At 68.3% G+C, this 19,925-nt stretch carries 12 protein-coding genes; 6 read left to right on the top strand and 6 right to left on the bottom strand.

Features of this window, described 5'->3' with window-relative positions; genetic code table 11:
• Nucleotides 1-5 precede the first annotated feature (5 nt).
• The gene (locus KEG57_RS32065; RefSeq protein ID WP_272421092.1) at nucleotides 6-608 is read right to left on the bottom strand and encodes a TetR/AcrR family transcriptional regulator; all 603 of its coding nucleotides are present in this window, start codon (nucleotides 606-608) and stop codon (nucleotides 6-8) included.
• Nucleotides 609-730: 122 nt separating this feature from the next.
• Here KEG57_RS32065 and KEG57_RS32060 point away from each other — a divergent pair, with 122 nt between their 5' ends.
• The 3 genes from KEG57_RS32060 (at nucleotide 731) to KEG57_RS32050 (ending at nucleotide 5,721) form a co-directional block, all read left to right on the top strand.
• Nucleotides 731-1,933 (top strand): cytochrome P450, encoded by a 1,203-nt coding sequence (locus KEG57_RS32060; RefSeq protein ID WP_272458788.1) that lies wholly within the window; start codon nucleotides 731-733, stop codon nucleotides 1,931-1,933.
• A gap of 81 nt (nucleotides 1,934-2,014) precedes the next feature.
• On the top strand, nucleotides 2,015-3,559 hold the full coding sequence (locus KEG57_RS32055; protein WP_272458789.1) for a flavin-containing monooxygenase: 1,545 nt from the start codon (nucleotides 2,015-2,017) through the stop codon (nucleotides 3,557-3,559).
• Nucleotides 3,511-5,721: a cyclic nucleotide-binding domain-containing protein gene (locus tag KEG57_RS32050; RefSeq protein WP_272421095.1), complete on the top strand. Its 2,211-nt coding sequence runs from the start codon at nucleotides 3,511-3,513 to the stop codon at nucleotides 5,719-5,721. The genes KEG57_RS32055 and KEG57_RS32050 overlap by 49 nt, the downstream gene beginning before the upstream one ends.
• Nucleotides 5,722-5,851: 130 nt before the next feature.
• Here the strand turns inward: KEG57_RS32050 and KEG57_RS32045 are convergent, their stop codons facing one another.
• Nucleotides 5,852-7,360: a protein kinase domain-containing protein gene (locus KEG57_RS32045; RefSeq protein ID WP_272421096.1), complete on the bottom strand. Its 1,509-nt coding sequence runs from the start codon at nucleotides 7,358-7,360 to the stop codon at nucleotides 5,852-5,854.
• Between the two features lie 31 nt (nucleotides 7,361-7,391).
• Nucleotides 7,392-8,285, bottom strand: coding sequence for a serine/threonine-protein kinase (locus KEG57_RS32040; protein WP_272421097.1), 894 nt, complete (start codon nucleotides 8,283-8,285; stop codon nucleotides 7,392-7,394).
• A gap of 299 nt (nucleotides 8,286-8,584) precedes the next feature.
• On the opposite strand from KEG57_RS32040, the gene KEG57_RS32035 reads away from it, so the two are divergent.
• Nucleotides 8,585-10,825: a S9 family peptidase gene (locus tag KEG57_RS32035; protein ID WP_272458790.1), complete on the top strand. Its 2,241-nt coding sequence runs from the start codon at nucleotides 8,585-8,587 to the stop codon at nucleotides 10,823-10,825.
• Entirely contained in the window at nucleotides 10,822-11,352 is a 531-nt protein-coding gene (locus KEG57_RS32030) for a dihydrofolate reductase (protein WP_272421099.1), read from the top strand. The genes KEG57_RS32035 and KEG57_RS32030 overlap by 4 nt, the downstream gene beginning before the upstream one ends.
• 9 nt (nucleotides 11,353-11,361) lie before the next feature.
• Here KEG57_RS32030 and KEG57_RS32025 read toward each other — a convergent pair whose 3' ends face one another.
• From KEG57_RS32025 to KEG57_RS32015, 3 genes are all read right to left on the bottom strand, one after another.
• On the bottom strand, nucleotides 11,362-12,273 hold the full coding sequence (locus tag KEG57_RS32025) for a PAS domain S-box protein (RefSeq protein ID WP_272421100.1): 912 nt from the start codon (nucleotides 12,271-12,273) through the stop codon (nucleotides 11,362-11,364).
• 113 nt (nucleotides 12,274-12,386) lie between these two features.
• Nucleotides 12,387-15,119, bottom strand: a complete 2,733-nt coding sequence (gene alaS / locus KEG57_RS32020; protein WP_272421101.1) for an alanine--tRNA ligase — start codon at nucleotides 15,117-15,119, stop codon at nucleotides 12,387-12,389.
• Nucleotides 15,120-15,149: 30 nt separating this feature from the next.
• Complete coding sequence (locus KEG57_RS32015) at nucleotides 15,150-17,300, bottom strand: TIGR04551 family protein (protein WP_272421102.1); 2,151 nt, start codon at nucleotides 17,298-17,300, stop codon at nucleotides 15,150-15,152.
• A 457-nt stretch (nucleotides 17,301-17,757) separates the two neighbouring features.
• On the opposite strand from KEG57_RS32015, the gene KEG57_RS32010 reads away from it, so the two are divergent.
• A complete protein-coding gene (locus tag KEG57_RS32010) occupies nucleotides 17,758-19,743 on the top strand; it encodes an OmpA family protein (protein ID WP_272421103.1) in 1,986 nt (661 codons plus the stop codon).
• Nucleotides 19,744-19,925 lie beyond the last annotated feature (182 nt).

Here is a 19,925-nt window from a genome sequence, read left to right as displayed (position 1 = left end):
GGGCCTCAGCGCCCGGGCAGGTGGTTGTCCGGGCGCTTGCGGCGGGGGCGGCCGAGCAGGCGCCGCCCCGCTTCGAGCAGGTGCTCGCGCAGGGTGTCGTCGTCGATGCCCGCGTATTCGGGTGCGCCGCCGACCATCGCGAGCCCCGTGAACACGACGTGCACCGCGATCGCGTCGGCGAGGCTCGGGTTTTCCCCGGCGAGCACCGCTTTCATTCTGGTTTTGACGTCCTCGCCGCGCGGCGTCCGGAACGCCCGGTTGATGACCCGCTGGATGCCGGGGTCGCTGTTGTACAGGCTGAGCAGCGAGCGCTGGCGGACGATGAGCTCGACGAATCCCGAGAGCGCGTGATCGATCTGCGCGCCCCGGCTCCGTAGCGCGCGCGCTTCTTCGATGATCTGGTCGAGCTCCTGGACCCCGGGCGCGGCGACGGCCTCCGTGATCTCGTCCTTCGTCTTGAAGTGGTAGTAGACGGCGGCCTTCGTGACGCCGAGCTCGTCGGCGATCATCTGCAGGGACGTGCCCTCCACCCCGTGTTCGCTGAACAGCTTCAGCGCGGTGTCGAGCAGTCTGGATCGGGTGTCGGTGGCGGCGGTGCCGGCGGTCATGCGCTCTCCTCGCGGAACGCCAGACAGTACCCCGGCTGCTGGACACAGGTCACGTACTTGCCGCTCGGCTTGAGCTGTGCTTGCCGATCGGCTAGGCTGCTCGCCCGAATCGAGGTGGAACCATGTCAGCCGATGCCGTTCCGACGCTTCATATCAGCCGAACCTGCCCGTATGCGCCGCCCGCGGAGCATCGCAAGCTCCGCGTGGAGACGCCGATCGCCAAGGTAAAACTGCCCAATGGGAGGATCGTGTGGGTCGCCACGAGCCACAAGGACATTCGGGCGATCCTGTCCGATCCGCGGTTCAGCAGCAACCGGCGCGATCCCAATTTCCCCTCGCTGGCGTACGAGCGCCCGGCCTCGAGCAACCTCAAGCCGATGCTGCTCGAGCTCGACCCGCCCGAGCACGGGCCCGCGCGCCGCGCCGTGCTCGGTGAGTTCACGTTGCAGCGGATCAACGCGCTCGGGCCGCGCATCCAGCAGATCGTGGACGAGCACATCGACGCGATGCTCGCCGGGCCGCGCCCGGTCGACCTGGTGCAGGCGCTCTCCCTGCCGGTGCCCTCGCTCGTCATTTGCGAGCTGCTCGGCGTGCCCTACGCCGATCACGAGTTCTTCCAGAAGCACTCTTCGGTCATCGTGAGCCAGAAGCTGCCGGCCGACGTGATCATGGGATCGGTCGTCGAGCTCATGACGTATCTCGGAAAACTCGTGGGCGCGAAGGCGCAGAACCCCACCGAGGATCTGCTGAGCCGCCAGATCCGGAAGCAGCTGGCCGAGACCGGCGCCGTCGATTTCGAGGGCATGGTCAGCATGGCGTTCCTGCTCCTCATCGCCGGGCACGAGACCACCGCGAACATGATCTCGCTGAGCACGCTGGTGCTGCTGCAGCACCCGGAGAAGCTCGCCGCCATCAAGCAGGACCCGTCGAAGACCATCGGGGCCGTCGAGGAGCTTTTGCGGTACTTCACCATTGCGGAGTCCGCGCTCGGTCGGGTCGCCACGGCGGACGTGGAAATCGGCGGCGTGGTCATCAAGGCCGGCGAAGGCGTGTTCGCCCTGGCCAACACGGCGAACCGCGATCCGGAGGTCTTCGAGAACGCCGACGAGCTCGACCTCGAGCGAGGCTCGCGCAACCACCTCGCGTTCGGCTTCGGCCCGCACCAATGCCTCGGGCAGAACCTCGCCCGGCTGGAGCTCCAGATCGTCATCGACACGCTGTTCCGCCGCATCCCCGAGCTCAGGCCGGCCGTGCCTTTCGAGGAGCTCTCGTTCAAGGACAGCTCCACCGTCTACGGCATGAACGAGTTCCCCGTCACCTGGTGAACCGGGCTGCGGGCGGCCTCTCTGGTCCTCGGCCGGCCTTTGCCGTAGCATCCGGGTTCTTTCTTGAACCACGGAGGGCGCATGGCATCGGTGGGCATCATCGGGGGTGGATTGAGTGGGCTCGTGGCCGCGAAGACGTTCCTGCGGGGCGGCTTCGAGGTCACGGTGTTCGAGAAGGAAGACGAGGTCGGCGGCGTCTGGGCACGCTCGCGCCGCTACCCCGGCCTCCAGACGCAAAACGCCCGCGACACCTACGCATTCTCCGATTTCCCCATGCCCAGCCACTACCCCGAGTGGCCCGAGGGCGCCCAGGTCCAGGCCTATCTCGCGAGCTACGCCGACCATTTCGGCGTCACGCCACGCGTCCGTCTCCGCACCCAGGTGGGCGAGATCCGCCGCCGCGACGGAGGCGGGTTTGTCGTGGACACGCGCCCCGTGGGCGCCCCCGCATCCGAGCGGAACACCCACACCTTCGACCAGGTGATCATCTCCAGCGGCCTCTTCAGCCTGCCGCACATCCCCGCGATCCCCGGCCGCGAGGCGTTCGAGGCGAACGGGGGCCGCGTGCTGCACACGACGGCGTTCCACGACACGAGCGTCGTGCGGGGCAAACGCGTGGTCGTCGTGGGCTTCTCGAAGTCGGCGTGCGACGTGGCGTCCGTCGCGGTGGAGCCCGCGCGCGAGGTGACGCTCGTCCACCGGAGCACTGCGTGGAAGGCGCCGCGGTTCCTGTTCGGGGTCGTGCCCACGAAGTACCTGCTCCTGAACCGCTTCTCCGAGATGTTTTTCCTGCACCCGCGCGCGGAGGGCTTCGAGCGCGCGATGCACGAAAAGGCTTTCGGGTTTGTCGCCTGGTACTGGAACCAGGTCATGGGCGCCCTCGACATGGACCTCGGGCTCACCAAGACCGGCCTCCGGCCCGAGGCGCCTCTGAGCGACGTCGGTTGCTCGCTCAACATGGCGCCCGTGGGCTTCTACGAGGCCGCGCAGCGCGGGGCGCTGAAGCTCCACCGGGGCGAGATCGCGCGGTTCCACGAAGGCGCCGTCGAGACCTCGGACGGCAAGCGCATCCCGGCCGACGTTGTGATCTTCGGGACGGGTTTTCGCCAGGAGTTCCCGTTCCTCGAACCCTCGCTCCAGCGCATCGTGCAGGACGAGGAGGGCACATTCCGGCTCTATCGCGGCCTCTACCACCCCGACGTCCCGGGCCTCGGTTTCTGCGGCTTCATCAACAGCCTCTACAGCCAGCTCACCTCGGAGGTCGGCGCGCGGTGGCTCTGCGAGCTCTTCCGGGGCCGGATGAAGCTGCCGCCGCGCGAGGAGGTGATCGCCCGCATCGACGAGCACCTCGCCTTCCGCAAGCGCGAGCGGCCGGACGCGTTCACGGGCGGAGCTTGCATCGTCCCGTGGAACTTCCACTACATCGACGACCTTTGCCGGGACATGGGGGCGCGGGTGCGCAGGCTGCCGCAAAATCCCTTCCGCGAGTTCCTCCTTCCGGTGGATCCTTCGCTCTACGCGGACCTCGAGGAGGAGCTCGATGCGCGCGCCCGCGAGGCGCGTGATCGCGACGAAGCATGCAGAACCCCCGAGACTTCAAGAAGCTCTTCAAACGCCTTCTCCTGAGCCCCGTCGCGGGCATGTCCTGGGAGGACAAGCTCGCGTTCGTGCGCGCGTACATGCGCGAGCTCGAGTCGCGCAAGGACCCGATGGAGGAGTCCGCCGAGCTCGAGCCGGCGATCGAGATCGTCCCGTTCGAGGCCGGCCGAAGGCCCATGGACGAGGCGCTCGGCCCCGGGCTCGGCGCGAGCGAGCACGCGGGCCTCGTGTCGACCGCGGCAAAGGACGCGCACACAGACGACCTCTGCCTGCTCTACCAGGTGAAGGACCTCTACGCGTACGTCGCGCCGTTCCAGCGCTCGTTCGAGGTCCGCATGTCGGTCGAGTTCCTGCCGCACGTCGAGGGCGACGGCGAGCCTTGCCCCGTCCCGGGGCTTTCGGGCATCGTGCTCAAGCCACAGGTCGTCTCGGCCGCCGCGTACCCGTTCCCCGCGATCGAGGAGGCGTCGTGGAACGAGTTCTACAAGACCGTCTACGCGGCGACGTTGAATCCAGAGGGCCTCCTGCCGCGCCGCAAAGGCAGCCCCGAGGGGCGCGGGTACGACTGGTCCGAGGTCGCACCCTCCCTGCGCGCGCGCACGCCCGACGGTGCCGATCCGTTCACGTTCGCGCACCTCTTCCACCAGAAGCTGCGCATCACGCTCGCCCTTCACACGGAGGGCAGCAAGTACATGGCCGAAGACACGATCGAGGCCGAGATCTACGACACGGGCCGCTTCGGATCGCTCTACGCGCGGCTCTGCGAGCGGCTCATCCCGGCCGACACGAAGCTGCAGGCCGACGTGCTGGACATCCCGGATCTGCACGTCGGATACCACCCGTGGTTCCCGGTCCTCACGATTGGCACCGACAAGGCGATGCTCTACCTGCACGCCATCCGGCAGGACCTCGGCGAGCAGCGGCGAAACCTCCCCGATCCCGCGTGGCTCCTGCGCGTCGGCCTCTACCTGGAGCTGCTCACGTGCCTCGGCATCTTCGGGGCCGTGCGGGCCGAGCACCCCGATCTGCTCTCGCCGGCCGAGCGCCAGGTGTTCGAGAAAAGCCCGGTCTTCGCGCGGATCCGCGAGCGGATCGACGTCGCGGCGTGGAGGCGGGTCTGGGCCATGCGCGAGATCGTCCCGCGCTCGTCGGATCTGCTCGCGGCCGGGCCCGTGAGCTTCGCGAACCTCCTGCGCAAGCAGAAGGCGACGCTCGCGTTCCTGCACGCGCATCACGAGGACCTGAAGCACGCCATCGCGCTCGCCGGCCCGAACGTCGAGAACGCGCAGGAGACCTGGCACCGCGTCTTCCGCGACGCCGAGCGCGCGGTCCTCAAGAACGGCCTCGCCGCGTTCCCCGAGCTCGGTTGGCTCGACCAACGCACGCGTGACTTCGCCATGTGGCACCAGCGCGGCGTCTTCGGCAGCTACGCGCTTCCCGAGTCGTTGACCGGGGCCTTCGGCGATCAGGACGGCCTCTTCCCCTCGGCGTGTCGGCAGTACCGCCAGTCGATGAACGAGGTCGCGCGTTTCGCCCGTGAGCGTGGACTCATGGATCACACGGGCGACGAGTGCATCCCGCGCACCGCGAGCCTCTTCGAGGCGTACATGCGCGGCGACAGCTCCCTCGTCGACGCCCTGCAGCGGCGTGACGGCTACGGCGGCGGGCTCGACGCGGCCGAGCCGCTCTCCCTCGGGCCCGAGCCCACGCATGCCGACATCGCGGCGCTCCTTCGCCGCGTGCCGGTCTTCAAGCCGCTCACGGATCGCGAGGTCGAAAGGCTCGCGCAGAAGACACGCCCCGTCGTCTACGGCCCGCACGATCGTGTGGTGCGCGAGGGCGACCGGGGCTCCTCACTCTTCATCCTCGCCGCGGGCACGGTCGAGGTCCTCGTGCGCCAGCAGGGCGGCCAGGACGTCGCCGTGGCCACGCTGGAGCGCGGCGCGGTCTTCGGGGAGGTCGCGTTGCTCACGGGCTGCGAGCGCACTGCTACCGTGCGCACGACCTGCGAGTCGACGCTCTACGAGATCAGCAAGCAGGCGCTCGCGCCGATCATCGAGTCACGCCCGCAGCTCGTGGTCGAGCTCGGCCTGCTGATCGCCGCGCGGCAGCTCGATCGGGAGGGCCGCATGCGGCAAGCGAGCCCGGACGGGCTCGCGGGTCGGATCCGGAAGTTCTTGCTCGGTTGAATCGCGTGCAAAGGCCGCATCGCGGCCTTTGCATCCAACGTCCAGGGCTTGCCCTGGTCCGGGTCGAGGGGTGGACAACCCCTCGTCGGGTCCGGGGTGAAACCCCGGCGCTACGCTGTGAAAACCCCTCTTACGTGCCATCGAGCAGCCAGATCATGGCCTCGGCCTCGTCCTGGAAGAACGCGAACGAGGGCAAGCCTTGCTCGATGGACATGCGCGCGAGCTGCATCTTCGTCAGCGTACTCGACACGATATTTGCGGCTCGCACGCAGCCGTTTTTCTGGGCGACCTCCATCGTCCGCTCCACGAACGCGCTCACGTCGGGCTTCTGGGCTGCGAAGTCCGCGGTGTCCGCGAGGACGCGCCAGCGCTTGCCCCAGAGCGGCTGCGTCACGCGCGCGAACTCCTCGTAGTAGGCCCGCGCCTGATCGACCGTCCAGAAGCCCCATACCGAAAGCCGCACGAGCCTACGCTCCCGCTCCACGCGGATCGTGTATCCGCTCCGGGCCCGCGACACGGACGACTTCACCCGCTCCAGCGAGGACGGCGGCGTCGAGTGCCGGCTCGTCCGTGACGGCGTCGGGTGCTTCGTTTCCTCGCTCGGCGGCGGGATCGAGGGGCGGGAGCCGCGCGCCGGAGGGGGCGGCGTCGATTCGTACGTGACCGAAATGTAGGGCTCCCGCGGCGGAGGCGGCGTCGAGTGGCTCGGGTCCACATGGTCCGCGGGGAAGAGGGCCTCGGAGAGCGCGACGAGTGCGGCGGAGGCGCTCGGGAATCGATCGCCCGGGTTTCGCGCGACACACCGTGAAAACCAGGCGTCGACTGCCGCGGGCAGCTCCACGGCGTGGCGCCGCCGCGCCCGCGTCGCGGGGGGCTCGGGCAGCGGGTTGTCGAGGCAACGCGCGAGCGTGATGATCGAGGGTGCCTTCTCGAACTCCTCGGCCCAGTACGGCGCGCCGACGAGCAGCATGAACGCCGTGTGCCCGAGCGCGTAGACGTCGACGGCGGGGCCGATGGGCTGGTCCATGAAGATCTGCTCGGGCGCCATGAAGTAGGGGCTGCCGAGGATGGTCTTCGTCTGCATCCCGATGCCGAGGTGGCCGTCGGCCTTGGCGATGCCGAAGTCGAGCAGCTTGAGGCACGGCGAGCCGTCGTCGCGGTACGTCAGAAAGAGGTTGTCGGGCTTGATGTCGCGATGCACGACGCCTGCCGCGTGGGTCTTGTCGAGCGCGAACGCGGCCTGCGCGAGGTAGGTGCGCACCTCGCCGGGGGGCAGGGCGCCGCGCTCGGTGACGACCATGCCGAGGTCGCGCCCGCGCAGGAGCTCCATCGCGAGGAAGGGCAAACCCGAGGGCACGTCCACGCCGGCGTCGATCACGCGGACGATGTGATCACTCTCGAGCTCCCCGAGGATCCGCGCCTCGCGTTCGAAGCGCGCCTTGAAGTCTGCGTGCTCGGCGAGCAGGTTCGGGTGGATGATCTTCAGGGCGCGGCGGCCGGCGGTGCGTTCGTCCGTGGCCTCGTAGACGGCGCCCATCCCGCCCGTGCGGATCGTGCGCACGATGCGGTATCGCTCATGAAAGAGCTGCGCGGGGGCGAGCAGAAAGATCGGCACCGTGTCCGCGCCGGGGTCCGACATGTGCCGAGCGTACGGGCAGACAAACGCCGATTCAAGGCAAGCCGAGATCGTCGTCCTCGAGCTCCGTGGTGCGACCGAGCGCCTTGCAGAGCTCGGTCCACGCCTCCTGCATCGACGTGAAGCGGTGCGAAGGCTGGCTCGCGAGCACCCGCGCGACCCACGGATCCACGGCCTCCGGCAGATCGGGCCGGAGCGCGCGCAGGCTCGGGCGCGGGTCGGTCGAGACAGCGCGCAAAAGTTCCACCATCTTGCGTGCGGGGAACGGGAGCCTGCTGCCGATCATGCGGAAGACGACGGCGCCGAACGAGTAGACGTCGGCGCGGTGATCGAGGTCCTTGGGTTTGCCCGCCCAGATCTCGGGCGCCATGTACGTCGGGGATCCGGCGATGGTGCCGTCGCGCGTGACCGTGAAACCTCCGACCTCCTTGGCGAGGCCGAAGTCGAGCAGCCGCACGCGGCCCCGCGCGCGCGTGCGCAGGACGAAGATGTTCGCGGGTTTGACGTCGCGGTGCACGATGCCGCGCGCGTGCGCGGCGGAGAGCGTCTCGGCGACGGGGCGCATGATCTCGAGCGCGCGATCGATGGGCATGGGCCCACCTTTCGCCTCGACGCCGCGCACGTAGGCCTCGAGATCCTTGCCCTCGAGCAGCTCCATCACGATGTAGAGCGTGCCGTTGTCCGAGCGGTTGAAGGCGAGGATCTGCGTCGCCGCCGTGCCGCTGAGCAGGCCCATGGCGCGCGCCTCGCGGGCGATGCGCGTCGTGAACACGGGCTCGCTCGTGATGTTCGGCAGGAGGCACTTCACGGCGACGGGCGCGCTGAGGTCCATGTCCTCGGCGCGGAACACGTAGCCGTGGCCGCCGCTGCCGATGAGATCGAGGAGCTTGTACCGACCGTCGATGACATCACCCGCTCGATACGACATGGCGCTCCTCGTCTGGCCGCGTCTTTCCGCCGCGGCAGGCTCGTACGATACCGAAGGCGCCCCGAGGGCCGCAACGGGCAGCCGGACCTCGTGGCGGAACGCGAGAGAAGCACCCGCGCGCGCCGCACGTTGCAGATTTGAAAAACGTTTCGGGTTGCCTGTCCTCGTCGGCGACGGTAGGGGCGATGCGATGTCCGGGCCAGGGCGCGGCGCGGAACGCGCCGGCTCGGCGGTTCCGCTCCTGGAGGCGCGTTCCGTAGGCCATGCCCGAGGGCGAACCTGGGCTATCCTTCGCCGCGATGATCCGACGCACCCCGTTCGTCCTTCCGCTCCTCCTCGTCCTCGGCTGTTCGGGCGAGGGCCTGCCTCCGGCGCCCGCGCCGACCACGAGCCTGCCGGCCGCGTCGCCGTCCGCCGCGACGAGCGCCGCCGCCGCGGAAAAACCGGCACCGAAGGGCCCGGTCGCGCCGATTGCCAAGAAGGAGCCGCGCGTCACCGAGCTCCACGGCGTGAAGCTCGTCGACGACTATGCGTGGCTGAGCAAGAAGGACGCGCCCGAGGTGCTCGAGCACCTGCGCGCGGAGAACGCGTACAGCGAGGCCATGACCGCCGCGCTCACGCCGGTGAAGGACCGCATCTATGGCGAAATCCTCGGCCGCCTGCAGGAGACCGACGTGGAGGTCCCCTCCCGGGAGGGCGCGTATCTCTATTACACGCGCACCGAAAAAGGGAAACAATACCCCATTTACTGCCGCAAGGCCGTGAAGGGCGGGGACAAGGCGCCCGAGGAGATCGTGATCGATCCGAACGAGATCGCGAAGACCGAGAAATACGTGGGCCTCGGCCCGCTCGCGTTCTCCGAGGACGGCAATCTCCTCGCGTATGGCCTCGACACCACCGGCTTCCGGCAATTCGTGCTTCACGTGCGGGACCTCAAGACGGGCAAGGATCTCGCGGATCGGGCCGAGCGCGTCACGTCGGTCGTGTTCGCCAAGGATGGCAAGACGCTCTTTTATACGGTCGAGGATCCCGTCACGAAGCGCTCGCACAAGTTTTTCCGGCACAACCTCGGCGACGACGCGGCCAAGGATGCGCTGCTCTACGAGGAGAAGGACGAGCGGTTCCGCCTGCATTCGGCTCGTTCGAGCAGCAAGAAGCTCATCTTCGTCCAGTCGAACAGCCACACGACGAGCGAGGTCCGTTTCCTGCCCGCGGACAAACCCAGCGCGTCGCTCACGCTCGTCGAGCCGCGGGAGCAGGACCACGAGTACGACGTGGATCATCGCGGCGACGAACTCGTGATCCGCACGAACAGCCCCGCGAAGCCGGGCGATCCGAAATCGACGAACTACCGGCTCGTCGTGGCCAAGGTCTCATCCCCGGGGCGTGCGTCGTGGAAGGAGACGATTGCGCACCGCAAGAACGTGATGATCGAATTCGTCGAGCTCTTCTCGACGTTTGCCGTGGCCTTCGAGCGCGAGGACGGCCTGCGCCAGATCCGGGTGCTCGACCCGAAAAAGCTCTCCCTCGACGGCTCGCACCGGGTCACGCTGCCCGAGCCGATCTTCACGCTGCGGCAGGGGGACAACCGCGAGTTCGACGCGACGTTCTATCGATTCCGGTTCGAATCACCGACGACGCCTCCCACGGTGTACGATTACGAACCGAAGAAGCGCGCGCTCGTGCAGAAGAAGCGCGTGGAGGTCCCGAACTACGATCCCGGCCGGTACGAGTCGAAGCGGGTGCACGCGACGGCCAAGGACGGCACGAAGATCCCGGTTTCGCTGCTCTACAAAAAAGGGACGAACCCGGACGGGAAGAACCCGCTCTTCCTATATGCATACGGCTCGTACGGCTTCCCCATCTTCCCGATGTTCTCGGCGCAGGCGTTCTCGCTCGTGGATCGCGGCGTGGTCTGCGCGATCGCCCATATTCGCGGCGGCGGCGAGCTCGGCGAGATCTGGCACGACGCCGGGCGCATGAAGACGAAGATGAACACGTTCACCGATTTCGTGGACGCGACCGAGGGCCTCGTGCAAATGGGCTGGGCCGCGAAGGATCGCATCGCGATCCAGGGCGCGAGCGCGGGCGGTCTGCTCATGGGCGCGGTCCTGAACATGCGCCCGGATCTGTATCGCGCGGCGATCGCCGACGTGCCTTTCGTCGACGTGATCAACACGATGCTCGACGAATCCCTCCCGCTCACCGTCGAGGAATTCGAGGAGTGGGGCAATCCCAAGAAGAAGGACGAATTCGAATACATCGCCCGCTACAGCCCCTACGAGAACGTCGGGAAGAAGGCGTATCCGTCGATCCTCGTGAACACGTCGTACAACGACAGCCAGGTGATGTACTGGGAGCCCGCGAAATGGGTGGCGAAGCTCCGTGAAATGAAAACGGACCAGAACCAGCTCCTCCTGCGCATTCACCTCGATCCGGCCGGGCACGGGGGCAAATCAGGGCGTTACGAGCGAATGCAGGAGATGGCGTTCAAGTACGCGTGGCTGCTCGATAGGCTCGAGGTGAAGGACGGGAAATGACGACCGAGCCCCGCCTCGCCCTGATCGCCGCCGTCGCGGAGAATGGCGTCATCGGCGTCGACAACCGCCTGCCCTGGCGGCTTCCGGGCGACCTCGCCCACTTCAAGGCCACGACCATGGGCAAGCCCATTGTCATGGGCCGCAAGACCTGGGAGAGCATCGGGGCAAAACCCCTGCCTGGCCGCAAGAACCTGGTCGTCACGCGGAAGGACGATTATCGCGCGCCGGGAGCGGTGGTCTGCCACTCCTTTGCCGAGGCCATCGGACGGGCGCGCCTCTTTGCGGCGGAGGTCGGCGCCGGCGAGATCGTGGTCATTGGCGGGGAGGCCTTGTTTGCGGAGGCGCTCGCGCAGGCGGATCGGCTGTATCTGACGGAGGTCCACGCCCGGCCCGCGGGCGACGCCTTTTTTCCCGCATTCGACCGGGCAGAATGGCGGGAGATCACGCGCCGCGACGAACCGGAGCAGGGGACCACGTCCCCCGCGTACAGCATCCTGGTGCTGGACCGGAATCGTCCGGCCTCCTGACCTAGCGGTTCAGGCTTGGCGGGGCCGGGGCCGCGCTGCCTTGCGGGCCTTGCCGCGCTCCTGGATCGCCCACGCGATCCCGTCTTTCAGGCTGCGCACCGTGATCACGCCGTGCACCTCGACGCCCATGGTGATCAGCGTCTGCGCCACGTGGGGCTGGATCCCGGTGAAGACGGCCTTGGCGCCGATGAGCTTCACGGCGTGCGCCGTGCGCACGAGCGCCTCGGCGACCTGGGTGTCGATCGTCGTGATGCCCGTCACGTCGAGCAGCACCGTCTCGGCCGCCATGTTCACCACACCTTCGAGCAGCGTCTCCAGCACGACCTGCGCGCGCTTCTCGTCGATACGCCCGACGAGCGGCATTGCGAGCACGTCGTCGGCAATGGGAATGAGCGGCGCCGAGAGCTCCCGGAGCGCCTGCTCCTGCGCGTCGATGAGCTCCGCGCGCAGTTGCTCGTTCCGCGTTGCGTGCTCCTCCGCGCGCCGCCGATCCGTGACGTCGATCCCGACGGCCTGAAACGCCGCGACGTTGCCCGCTTCGTCGAGGATCGCGCGATCGATCCAGTTGAGCCATCGCACCTCGCCCCCAGGCGGCAGCACCCGGTGCTCGAGTTCGATGACTGGCTCGTTCGGCCCGAGTCGGGCGAGCACGTCGGCGATGAGGACCTGATCCTCCTCCGGGACGAGGGGCGCGAAACGGTGGCCGATGAGCTCTTCGCGCGTCTTGCTGAAGTAGCGGCAATACGCGTCGTTCACGAAGGAGAGCGTGCCATCCATGCTGAACCTGCAGATGAGCTCACGCTGGTCCTCCACCAGCGTCGCGTACATCTGCGTCTTCAACCACAGCTCCCGCTGGAGCTCCGCGTTGCGGCGCTGGAGCTCCGCCACCTGCGCTTCGAGCGAATCCGTGTCCTGGCTCATCCCCATCGACCCGTGGAACCGGTCGACGGTAGGGCAATACGCCGCGCCGAGGCAAGCGCGGCGTGAGGAAGATCCTGAAAGAGGTAGGGGAGACGTGTAGGGGGACGCCCGAATTACGCCGTCACGAGACGCTCGACCTCGCCATACGTCGCCGCGATGGCCTCGTCGATCTTGCCGGCCTCGGGGCCGCCGGCCTGCGCCATGTCGGGCCGGCCGCCGCCGCGCCCGCCCACGATCGCGGCCACGTTCTTGATCACGTCGCCGGCCTTCACGCGGCTCGTCGCGGCCTTCGAGACCATCACCGCGAGCTGCGCCTTGCCCGCGTCCACCGCGCCCACGAGCACGAGGCTCGACTCGCCGAGTTTGTCCCGGAGCTTTTCCGCGATCTCGCGCAGCGCCGCCGCCTGCGTGCCATCGGGCATGCGACGCGCGAGGACCTTGATGCCCGAGATATCGCGGGCCTCCGCGAGCATCGCGTCGATCCCGCCGCCCCCGCCGCCGCCGGGACCGCCGCCCTCGATGAGCCTGCGCTCGAGCTCGGCGACCTTCTTCTCGAGCTCGCGCTCGTGCGCCACGATCTTGCCGATCTTGTCCGAGAGATCGCCGCCCTGCGCCTTCGCGACCTGGCGCGCCTTCTGGATGTCGTCTTCGAGGCTCCGCACGTAGCCGAGCGCGTTCTTGCCCGTCGCCGCGAAGACGCGCCGCACGCCGGCCGCGACGCCGCCCTCGCCCGTGATCTTGAACAGGCCGATGTCGCCGAGCGCCCGCGCGTGCGTGCCGCCGCAGAGCTCGATCGAGTCCTGGGTCATCGTCAGCATGCGGACGACGTCGCCGTACTTCTCCTCGAAGATGGCGACGGCGCCGCGCTTGCGGGCCTCGTCGACGGGCAGGACCTCCGTGAGCACCGGCGCGTTCTCCAGGACCTTGCCGTTCACGAGGTCCTCGATGCGCTCGATCTCGTCGCGCGTGAGGGGCTTGTTGTGCGCGAAGTCGAACCGGAGCATGTCCGGCGCGACACGCGAGCCCTTCTGCTGCGCGTGCTCGCCGAGCACCGTGCGCAGGGCCCAGTGGAGCAGGTGCGTCGCGGAGTGGTTGCGCCGCGTGGCCGAGCGCGCCGCGGGATCGACGGTGAGCGTGACCTTCTGGCCCACGCTGACCTCGCCCGTCTCGATCACGCCCTCGTGCACCACGAGCCCCGTGAGCGGGCGCTGCGTGTCCGTGACGCGGATGCGGAGGTCGCCGGCCGTGATCACGCCGATGTCGCCGACCTGGCCGCCGCTCTCGGCGTAGAACGGCGTCTCCTTCACCACGACCTCGACGTGCGCGCCCGCGTTCGCCCGGTCGACGAGCGCGCGGGTGGGTTTGCCTTGGCCGTCTTTCTTTTCGACCGCGAGGATCGCGACGACCTCGCTCTCGCCCGCCTCGCGCTCGTAGCCGGTGAAGGCCACGGGCGAACCGAGTTTTTCCCGCGCCTGCCGGTACGCGGGGTCGAGGGCGGCCGTCGGATCGATCGGTCCGTCGGCCTCGTCCGCGCCCTTGATGATCTTGTTGGCGCCCTCGACATCCACGCCGTAGCCCTGCTCGCCGCAGATGACCTGCGTGAGATCCAGGGGGAAGCCGTACGTGGTGAAAAGATCCGCGGCCGCGGGCGCCGCGAGGGTCTTGTCGCCCTTCTCGCGCATCGTATCGAAGTGCTCGTCGAGGATCTTCATGCCGCGCTTCAACGTGGCGCGGAAGCGGACCTCCTCGTCCTCGGTGACACGCGCGATGAGCTCACGCCGGTCGCGGAGCTCGGGGTAGACGTCGCCCATGCGATCCACGACGAGCAGCGCGACCTCGTGGAGGAACGGCTTTTCGATCCCGAGCCGGTAGCCGTGCCGGATCGCGCGGCGCATGACGCGACGGAGCACGTACTCGCGCCGCTGCTTCTCGGGCATCACGCCCTCGGCCATGAGGAAGGCCGTGGTGCGGGCGTGGTCGGCGATGACGCGCAGCGAGATGTCGTCCGGCGCGAGGCTCGCCCCGTACGTCTTGCCCGCGATCTCGGCCGCGCGCTCGACGAGCGGGCGGAGCAGGTCGGTGTCGTAGTTCGACGTGACCCCTTGGAGCACGAACGAGATGCGCTCGAGGCCCATGCCCGTGTCGATGCTCGGCGCAGGCAGCGGCGTGACCGGCGCGTCCTTCTCCGCGCGGTCGTACTGCATGAAGACGAGGTTCCAGATCTCGGTCCAGCCCGAGCCGTCGAGCCGGGGCTCCTCGCCGAACCGCGAGAGGTCGACCTCGTCGCCCGTGAAGAAGTGGATCTCCGAGCAGGGGCCACACGGGCCGGTGTCGCCCATGGTCCAGAAGTTGTCCGCCATGCCGAGCCGGAGGATGCGATCGTCGCCGAAGCCCGTGACCTTGCGCCAGATCTCGGCCGCCTCCTCGTCCGCGGGGAAGTTGTTTTCGCCCTTGAACACGGTGACGACGAGCCGCTCCTTCGGGACGCCGTAGACCTTCGTGAGCAGCTCCCAGGCGCTCGTGATGGCCTCTTCCTTGAAGTAGTCGCCGAAGCTGAAGTTGCCGAGCATCTCGAAGAACGTGTGGTGGCGCGCGGTGACGCCGACGTTCTCGAGGTCGTTGTGCTTGCCGCTGATGCGGATGCACTTTTGGCTGCTCGCGGCGCGCGTGTACGGGCGGCGATCCTTGCCCGTGAAGACGTCCTTGAACGGCACCATCCCGGCGTTGACGAACATCAACGTGGGATCGTTCTGCGGGACGATCGGCGCGCTCGGGACGACCTCGTGGCCGCGGGAGGCGAAGAAATCGAGGAAGGTGCGGCGAATCTGATGGCTCGAGGCGGACATGGCGCCCGCCCATCTACCATGTTTCGCGCCTCAGAACATGATCCCGAGGTACCAGCGGAGCGTCTGCGCCGTCTCGGTCTCGAGCGTGGGCGCATTGCGGTTCTCCGGCGCGCTCTCGTAGCGGCCGATCTCGCCGGGCAGGTAGTCGAAGCCGCCGAGCGGGAAGAGCACGCCGTACTGGAGCATCGTGTAGAAGCCGCCCATCTGATCGGGCTTGTCGTTCAGCGTGCCGTCCTTCGCCTGGAAATACAGCGAGAAGTCGAGCTCGACGCCGAGGTCGCGCTTGTTGCCCGGCGTCTGAATGAACTCGCTCGCGCGGCTCCAGATGAGCGCCGCGCTGCCGCCGAGGCGCTGTCCGTTCGGGTCGCGCGCGAAGTCGTACTGCACGGAGGGGCGGAAGTAATACGCGCCCTGCACGCGGCTCATGATGTTGCGCCAGAGGATGAGATCGACGCGGTAGTCCGGGTGGAACCGGCCCGTCGAGAACGTCCGATCGGCCGTGAGCTGCCGATCGATCCGGCCCGATGGCGGCGCGAGACCCTCGACGTCGGGATCACCCGAAGCCCAGCCGAAGCCGAGGTCGATGCGGAGCTTGTCGTCGAGGAGGCGGATCTCGCTCTGCGACGCGACGATGAAGCTCCGCACGGTCCAGCCGGTGTCCTCGGCGTCGAGCGGGTTGCGCTCGACGGTGGTGCTGCCCGCGGGCTGGAGGTTGTCGATCGTGCCGTAGGTCATCGAGGCCTCGGCCTCGAAGCGGAACTTCTTGTAGAGGAACTGGAACCAGAGGTCTGGCGTGAAGAACTGCGCGCCGCGGCGTGCATAGCCGGCGCGGATGCCGGTTGCCGACTGGCCGAACGTGGCGCTCGTCGCGGCATCGGTGGTGTCGTTCGCGAGGACCTGGTTGCGGTACGCGAAGTAGATGCCGCCGTTGATGACCGGCAGCCCCTTGGCGAGGTCGAGCCGCGCGAGCTCGGGATCACGCTTGCGCGCGGCCATGAACACGTACTGGCTCACGTCGTCGAGCTGGCCGAGATCGTAGGGCTGGCCCTGCTGCTCGCGGAGCGCCGCGCTTGTCGGCCCCTCGCTGATGAAGTCCCACGCGCCGGCGAAGTAGAGGTCGTACTTCTTGATGCCGGTCACGAACATGATCCGGTCGACCGTGCTCTGGTAGTCCGAGTCGTAGCCGTTGCCCTCGTTGTTGAGGATGCCGAGGCCCCACTGGTTCGGCATGCGGCCGAAGCGGAGGAGGCCGACGGGCGTGACGTACTCGCCCCAGGCGCGCTTGACGATGATGCTGTCGACGGTGCTGGTTTGTCCCGCGACGGGCGCCCACGAGGTGGTCGCGAGCACGCCGAGCGGCGCGTAGCCGCCGCGCTCGCCCACGGTGTAGTTGCCGCCGACCGCGGGCGTGTTCCAGTAGCCCTCGGGGGTGGAGCCGAGGACGAAGTTGTCGAGGATGTCGATCTGCGAGAGGACCCGGAGGTTGTCGCTGATGTGCAGCTCCGGCGTGAGGCGGAAGCGCATGTTCGCGCCGGCCTGCGTGTTGTTCTCGCAAGCCGAGGTCGCCGTGGGATCGTCGCCGCAGAGGGGGACGGTCTGGACCGCGCCCGACGTGGGGTAGTAGGCGTTGTCGGGCGGCTGCGGCCAGAGCGCGCGATCGGGCAGCTCGCGACGGCCGAGCGCGAAGTGATGGAAGAGCTCGGCGCGCACGCGGAAGAGGCCGTGAATCTCCAGGCTTGGTCGCGCCTGTGACCACCAGTCCTCGGCGAAGACGTCGCTCGGTCGCACGCCGACATCGCCCGTCGGCGGAGGACGATCGGCGCCCTGGCGCGTGAGCGCGCGCGCGTCGCGATCCGGATCCGGCGTGGCAGCGACGGGCGCGGCAGGCTTCGGCGCAGGCGGGGTGGAGGTCTGCGACGCGGCTTCCGGCGCGGCTTGCGTCGACGTGCCTGCGCCCGTGCCGTTCGGAGGCACGAGCGGCTCGTCTGCGGGCGCGGGCGCGGGCGCGGGCGCAGGCGCAGGCGCAGGCGTGGTTTCTGCGGGCTTTGGCGGAGGCGGCGCCGCGGGCTGGGCGAGGGCGGACCCTGCCGCCGTGAGGCCGAAGGCGAGCGCCGCGAGGGATGCTGCCGTTCTCGTTCCCGATCCGTACGAGGAGCCTAGGTACCGCGACGAAATTCGCATGGCGCGTTTGCTGCGTGTGTCGCGCCGGACGGGGCCCCGCCTTGGAATCCGCGTGCCGCGCGCTTTGGGTGTCGTAACGAGGTTCGTCTCGCCGTGCCCGCGCACGGCTCGTCCGGGCGCTCGGGCAGGGGCGATGTCTCACGCCGAGCGGGTGTGGTCAACGTGGATCGATGTTGGCCGCGTGGCCAAGGGACAGGTTCCGAGGTCCCTCGGGGAAAACCCGGCCCGGCCCCTCGGGCCGCGGACGGCCCCGCCGCGAACGTGCTTTTCGCGGGGCCGGAGCGGCCGGCCGAGCGTCAGCCGGCCGGCGAATCGCGTCCAGTACGGCCAGAACGGCCCGAAATTTCACCCGAATCCAGGATCCCCGTTGCGGCGCTCGGGACGGTCTTCTATTCCTGCAATTCTCGTGTACCGCCGTTCCCAACGTGCCGGTTTGCCGTCCGCGCCAAGAGGGTTGATGAGAACGCGACTATCGCCAAGGCTGCTGACTCTTCTGGGACTTCTCTCCGTCTCGCTCGTCCCGACTGCTGCGCTGTCCCAGGAGAGCGCCGCGAGCGGCGCGAAGGAGGGAGAGTTCTCCGTCCAGCGGTTCGAACCCGTGCCGGGGTCGAAGAACTACCTCACGGTCGCGGGGGCTCGCATGGACGCCGCGATGGGCTTCACCGCGGGCCTGATGGTGAACTACGCGAACAAGCCGTTCGTGGTGAAGAGCTGTAGGGCGCAGGCCGACTGCAGCGCGCCGAACGCCGCGACGCAGGATGTCGCGGTCATCAGCGACATGTTCACCGCCGATGTGCTCGCGTCGCTGACGCCGGTGCCGGTCGTGCAGATCGGCCTGCGCCTGCCCGTGATGTACGTGAGCGGCTCGGGCATCAACCTCGACACGGGCGGGCCCGATCCGAACGGCCTCAAGGCGTTTGGCGTGGGTGACGCGACGCTCGAAGGCAAGTTCCGCTTCTTCGGTGATCCGAAGACGAGCGCCGTGGTGCTCGGCGGCGCCGTCGACGTGTCGGCGCCACTCGGCACGATCACCGCGAAGGACAAGTACATCGGCAACAGCACGCCGATCACCGCGGGCGGCCGGCTGATCTTCGACGGCTCGTTCGGCGGGGTCTCGTTCGGCCTGAACCTGCGCGGCGTCTACCGCCCCGAGGCGCGCCTCGGCTCGACGACGGTGGGTCCCTTCGAGTTCCGCTACGGCGCCGCGCTCGGCTATCGCGTGAGCCCGACGGTCCGCGTGTTCGCCGAGGGCTTCGGCGGCACGAAGTTCAGCTCGCAGAACGGGACGAACTCGCTCGAGGTCGACGGCGCCCTCCAGATCACGCCGCTCAGCGTCCCGCTCGCCTTCACGCTCGGCGGCGGCGGCGGCGTGCTGCAAGGCGTGGGCGTGCCGCTCTTCCGCGCGCTCGGCGGCATCGCGTTCGTCGCCGAGGTCGGCGACGAGGATGGCGACGGCATCAACGACAAGGACGACAAGTGTCCGTCGATCGCCGAGGACAAGGACGAATTCGAGGACGACGACGGCTGCCTGGAAGACGACAACGACCAGGACAAGGTCATCGACGTCAACGACAAGTGCCCGCTCAAGCCGGAGACGATCAACGGCCTGAAGGACGACGACGGCTGCCCCGACGAGCTGCCCGACAAGGACAAGGACGGCATCGGGGACGCGGACGACAAGTGCCCGGACGACTTCGGCAAGATGCGCGTGAAGGAGTTCTACGGCTGCCCGGACAAGGATCAGGACGGCGTCGCCGACAAGGCCGACGGTTGCCCCGATCAGCCGGAAGACACGGACGGCTTCTCCGACACCGACGGCTGCCCGGATCCGGACAACGACGGCGACAAGATCAACGACGATCTCGACGAGTGCATCGACACGCCCGAGGTCTACAACGGCTTCAAGGACGAGGACGGCTGCCCCGACGAGTCGCCGGACTCGGACAAGGACGGCATCCCGGACGACAAGGACAAGTGCCCGAAGCAGCCCGAGAACCTGAACGGCTTCGAGGACACGGACGGCTGCCCGGACAAGGGCCCGGCGCTCGTCACGATCACGGAGGACGACATCAAGATCCTCCAGCGCGTCGAGTTCGCGACGAACAGCGACAAGATCCAGGGCGCGACGAGCTTCGCCGTGCTCAACGCGGTCTCGAGCGTGCTCGAGATCCACAAGGAGATCTTCCTCGTGGAGGTCGCGGGTCACACGGACAACGTCGGCAAGACGGAGGAGAACCGGGCGCTGTCGCAGAAGCGCGCGGAGGCCGTGGTCAAGTACCTGATCGACAAGGGCGTCGACAAGGCGCGGCTCCAGGCGAAGGGCTACGGCCCGGATAAGCCGATCGCCGACAACAAGCAGGCCGCTGGCCGCCAGAAGAACCGCCGCGTCGAGTTCAACATCCTGAAGTCGGCGAAGAAGGCACAGGCGGCCCCCCCGCCCTGAGCCGGCTCGATGGAGGAGCGGGGCGACGACGTCTTCGCCTCGCTCCTCGCCCCTCCCTCCTCCCTCGCGATCCAATCTCCAAAAGGAACCAAATCCCGGGTCGGGTGTCCTGGTAGAGTCTTCTCGACAGGATCGGGGGCGCGCCTGTGTCTCCGCATTCCTTTTCGATGTGGAGGCACCCC

Source organism: Polyangium jinanense (assembly GCF_028435365.1).
Note: the sequence above shows the minus strand (reverse complement) of the source record. Positions and strands in the feature narration are given on the sequence as shown.

Coding starts and splice junctions, on each gene's coding strand:
- KEG57_RS32035 (WP_272458790.1), top strand. CDS start 8,585: ATGATCCGACGCACCCCGTTCGTCCTTCCGCTCCTCCTCGTCCTCGGC.
- KEG57_RS32025 (WP_272421100.1), bottom strand. CDS start 12,273: ATGAGCCAGGACACGGATTCGCTCGAAGCGCAGGTGGCGGAGCTCCAG.
- KEG57_RS32065 (WP_272421092.1), bottom strand. CDS start 608: ATGACCGCCGGCACCGCCGCCACCGACACCCGATCCAGACTGCTCGAC.
- KEG57_RS32040 (WP_272421097.1), bottom strand. CDS start 8,285: ATGTCGTATCGAGCGGGTGATGTCATCGACGGTCGGTACAAGCTCCTC.
- KEG57_RS32060 (WP_272458788.1), top strand. CDS start 731: ATGTCAGCCGATGCCGTTCCGACGCTTCATATCAGCCGAACCTGCCCG.
- KEG57_RS32055 (WP_272458789.1), top strand. CDS start 2,015: ATGGCATCGGTGGGCATCATCGGGGGTGGATTGAGTGGGCTCGTGGCC.
- alaS (WP_272421101.1), bottom strand. CDS start 15,119: ATGTCCGCCTCGAGCCATCAGATTCGCCGCACCTTCCTCGATTTCTTC.
- KEG57_RS32045 (WP_272421096.1), bottom strand. CDS start 7,360: ATGTCGGACCCCGGCGCGGACACGGTGCCGATCTTTCTGCTCGCCCCC.
- KEG57_RS32010 (WP_272421103.1), top strand. CDS start 17,758: ATGAGAACGCGACTATCGCCAAGGCTGCTGACTCTTCTGGGACTTCTC.
- KEG57_RS32050 (WP_272421095.1), top strand. CDS start 3,511: ATGCAGAACCCCCGAGACTTCAAGAAGCTCTTCAAACGCCTTCTCCTG.
- KEG57_RS32030 (WP_272421099.1), top strand. CDS start 10,822: ATGACGACCGAGCCCCGCCTCGCCCTGATCGCCGCCGTCGCGGAGAAT.
- KEG57_RS32015 (WP_272421102.1), bottom strand. CDS start 17,300: ATGCGAATTTCGTCGCGGTACCTAGGCTCCTCGTACGGATCGGGAACG.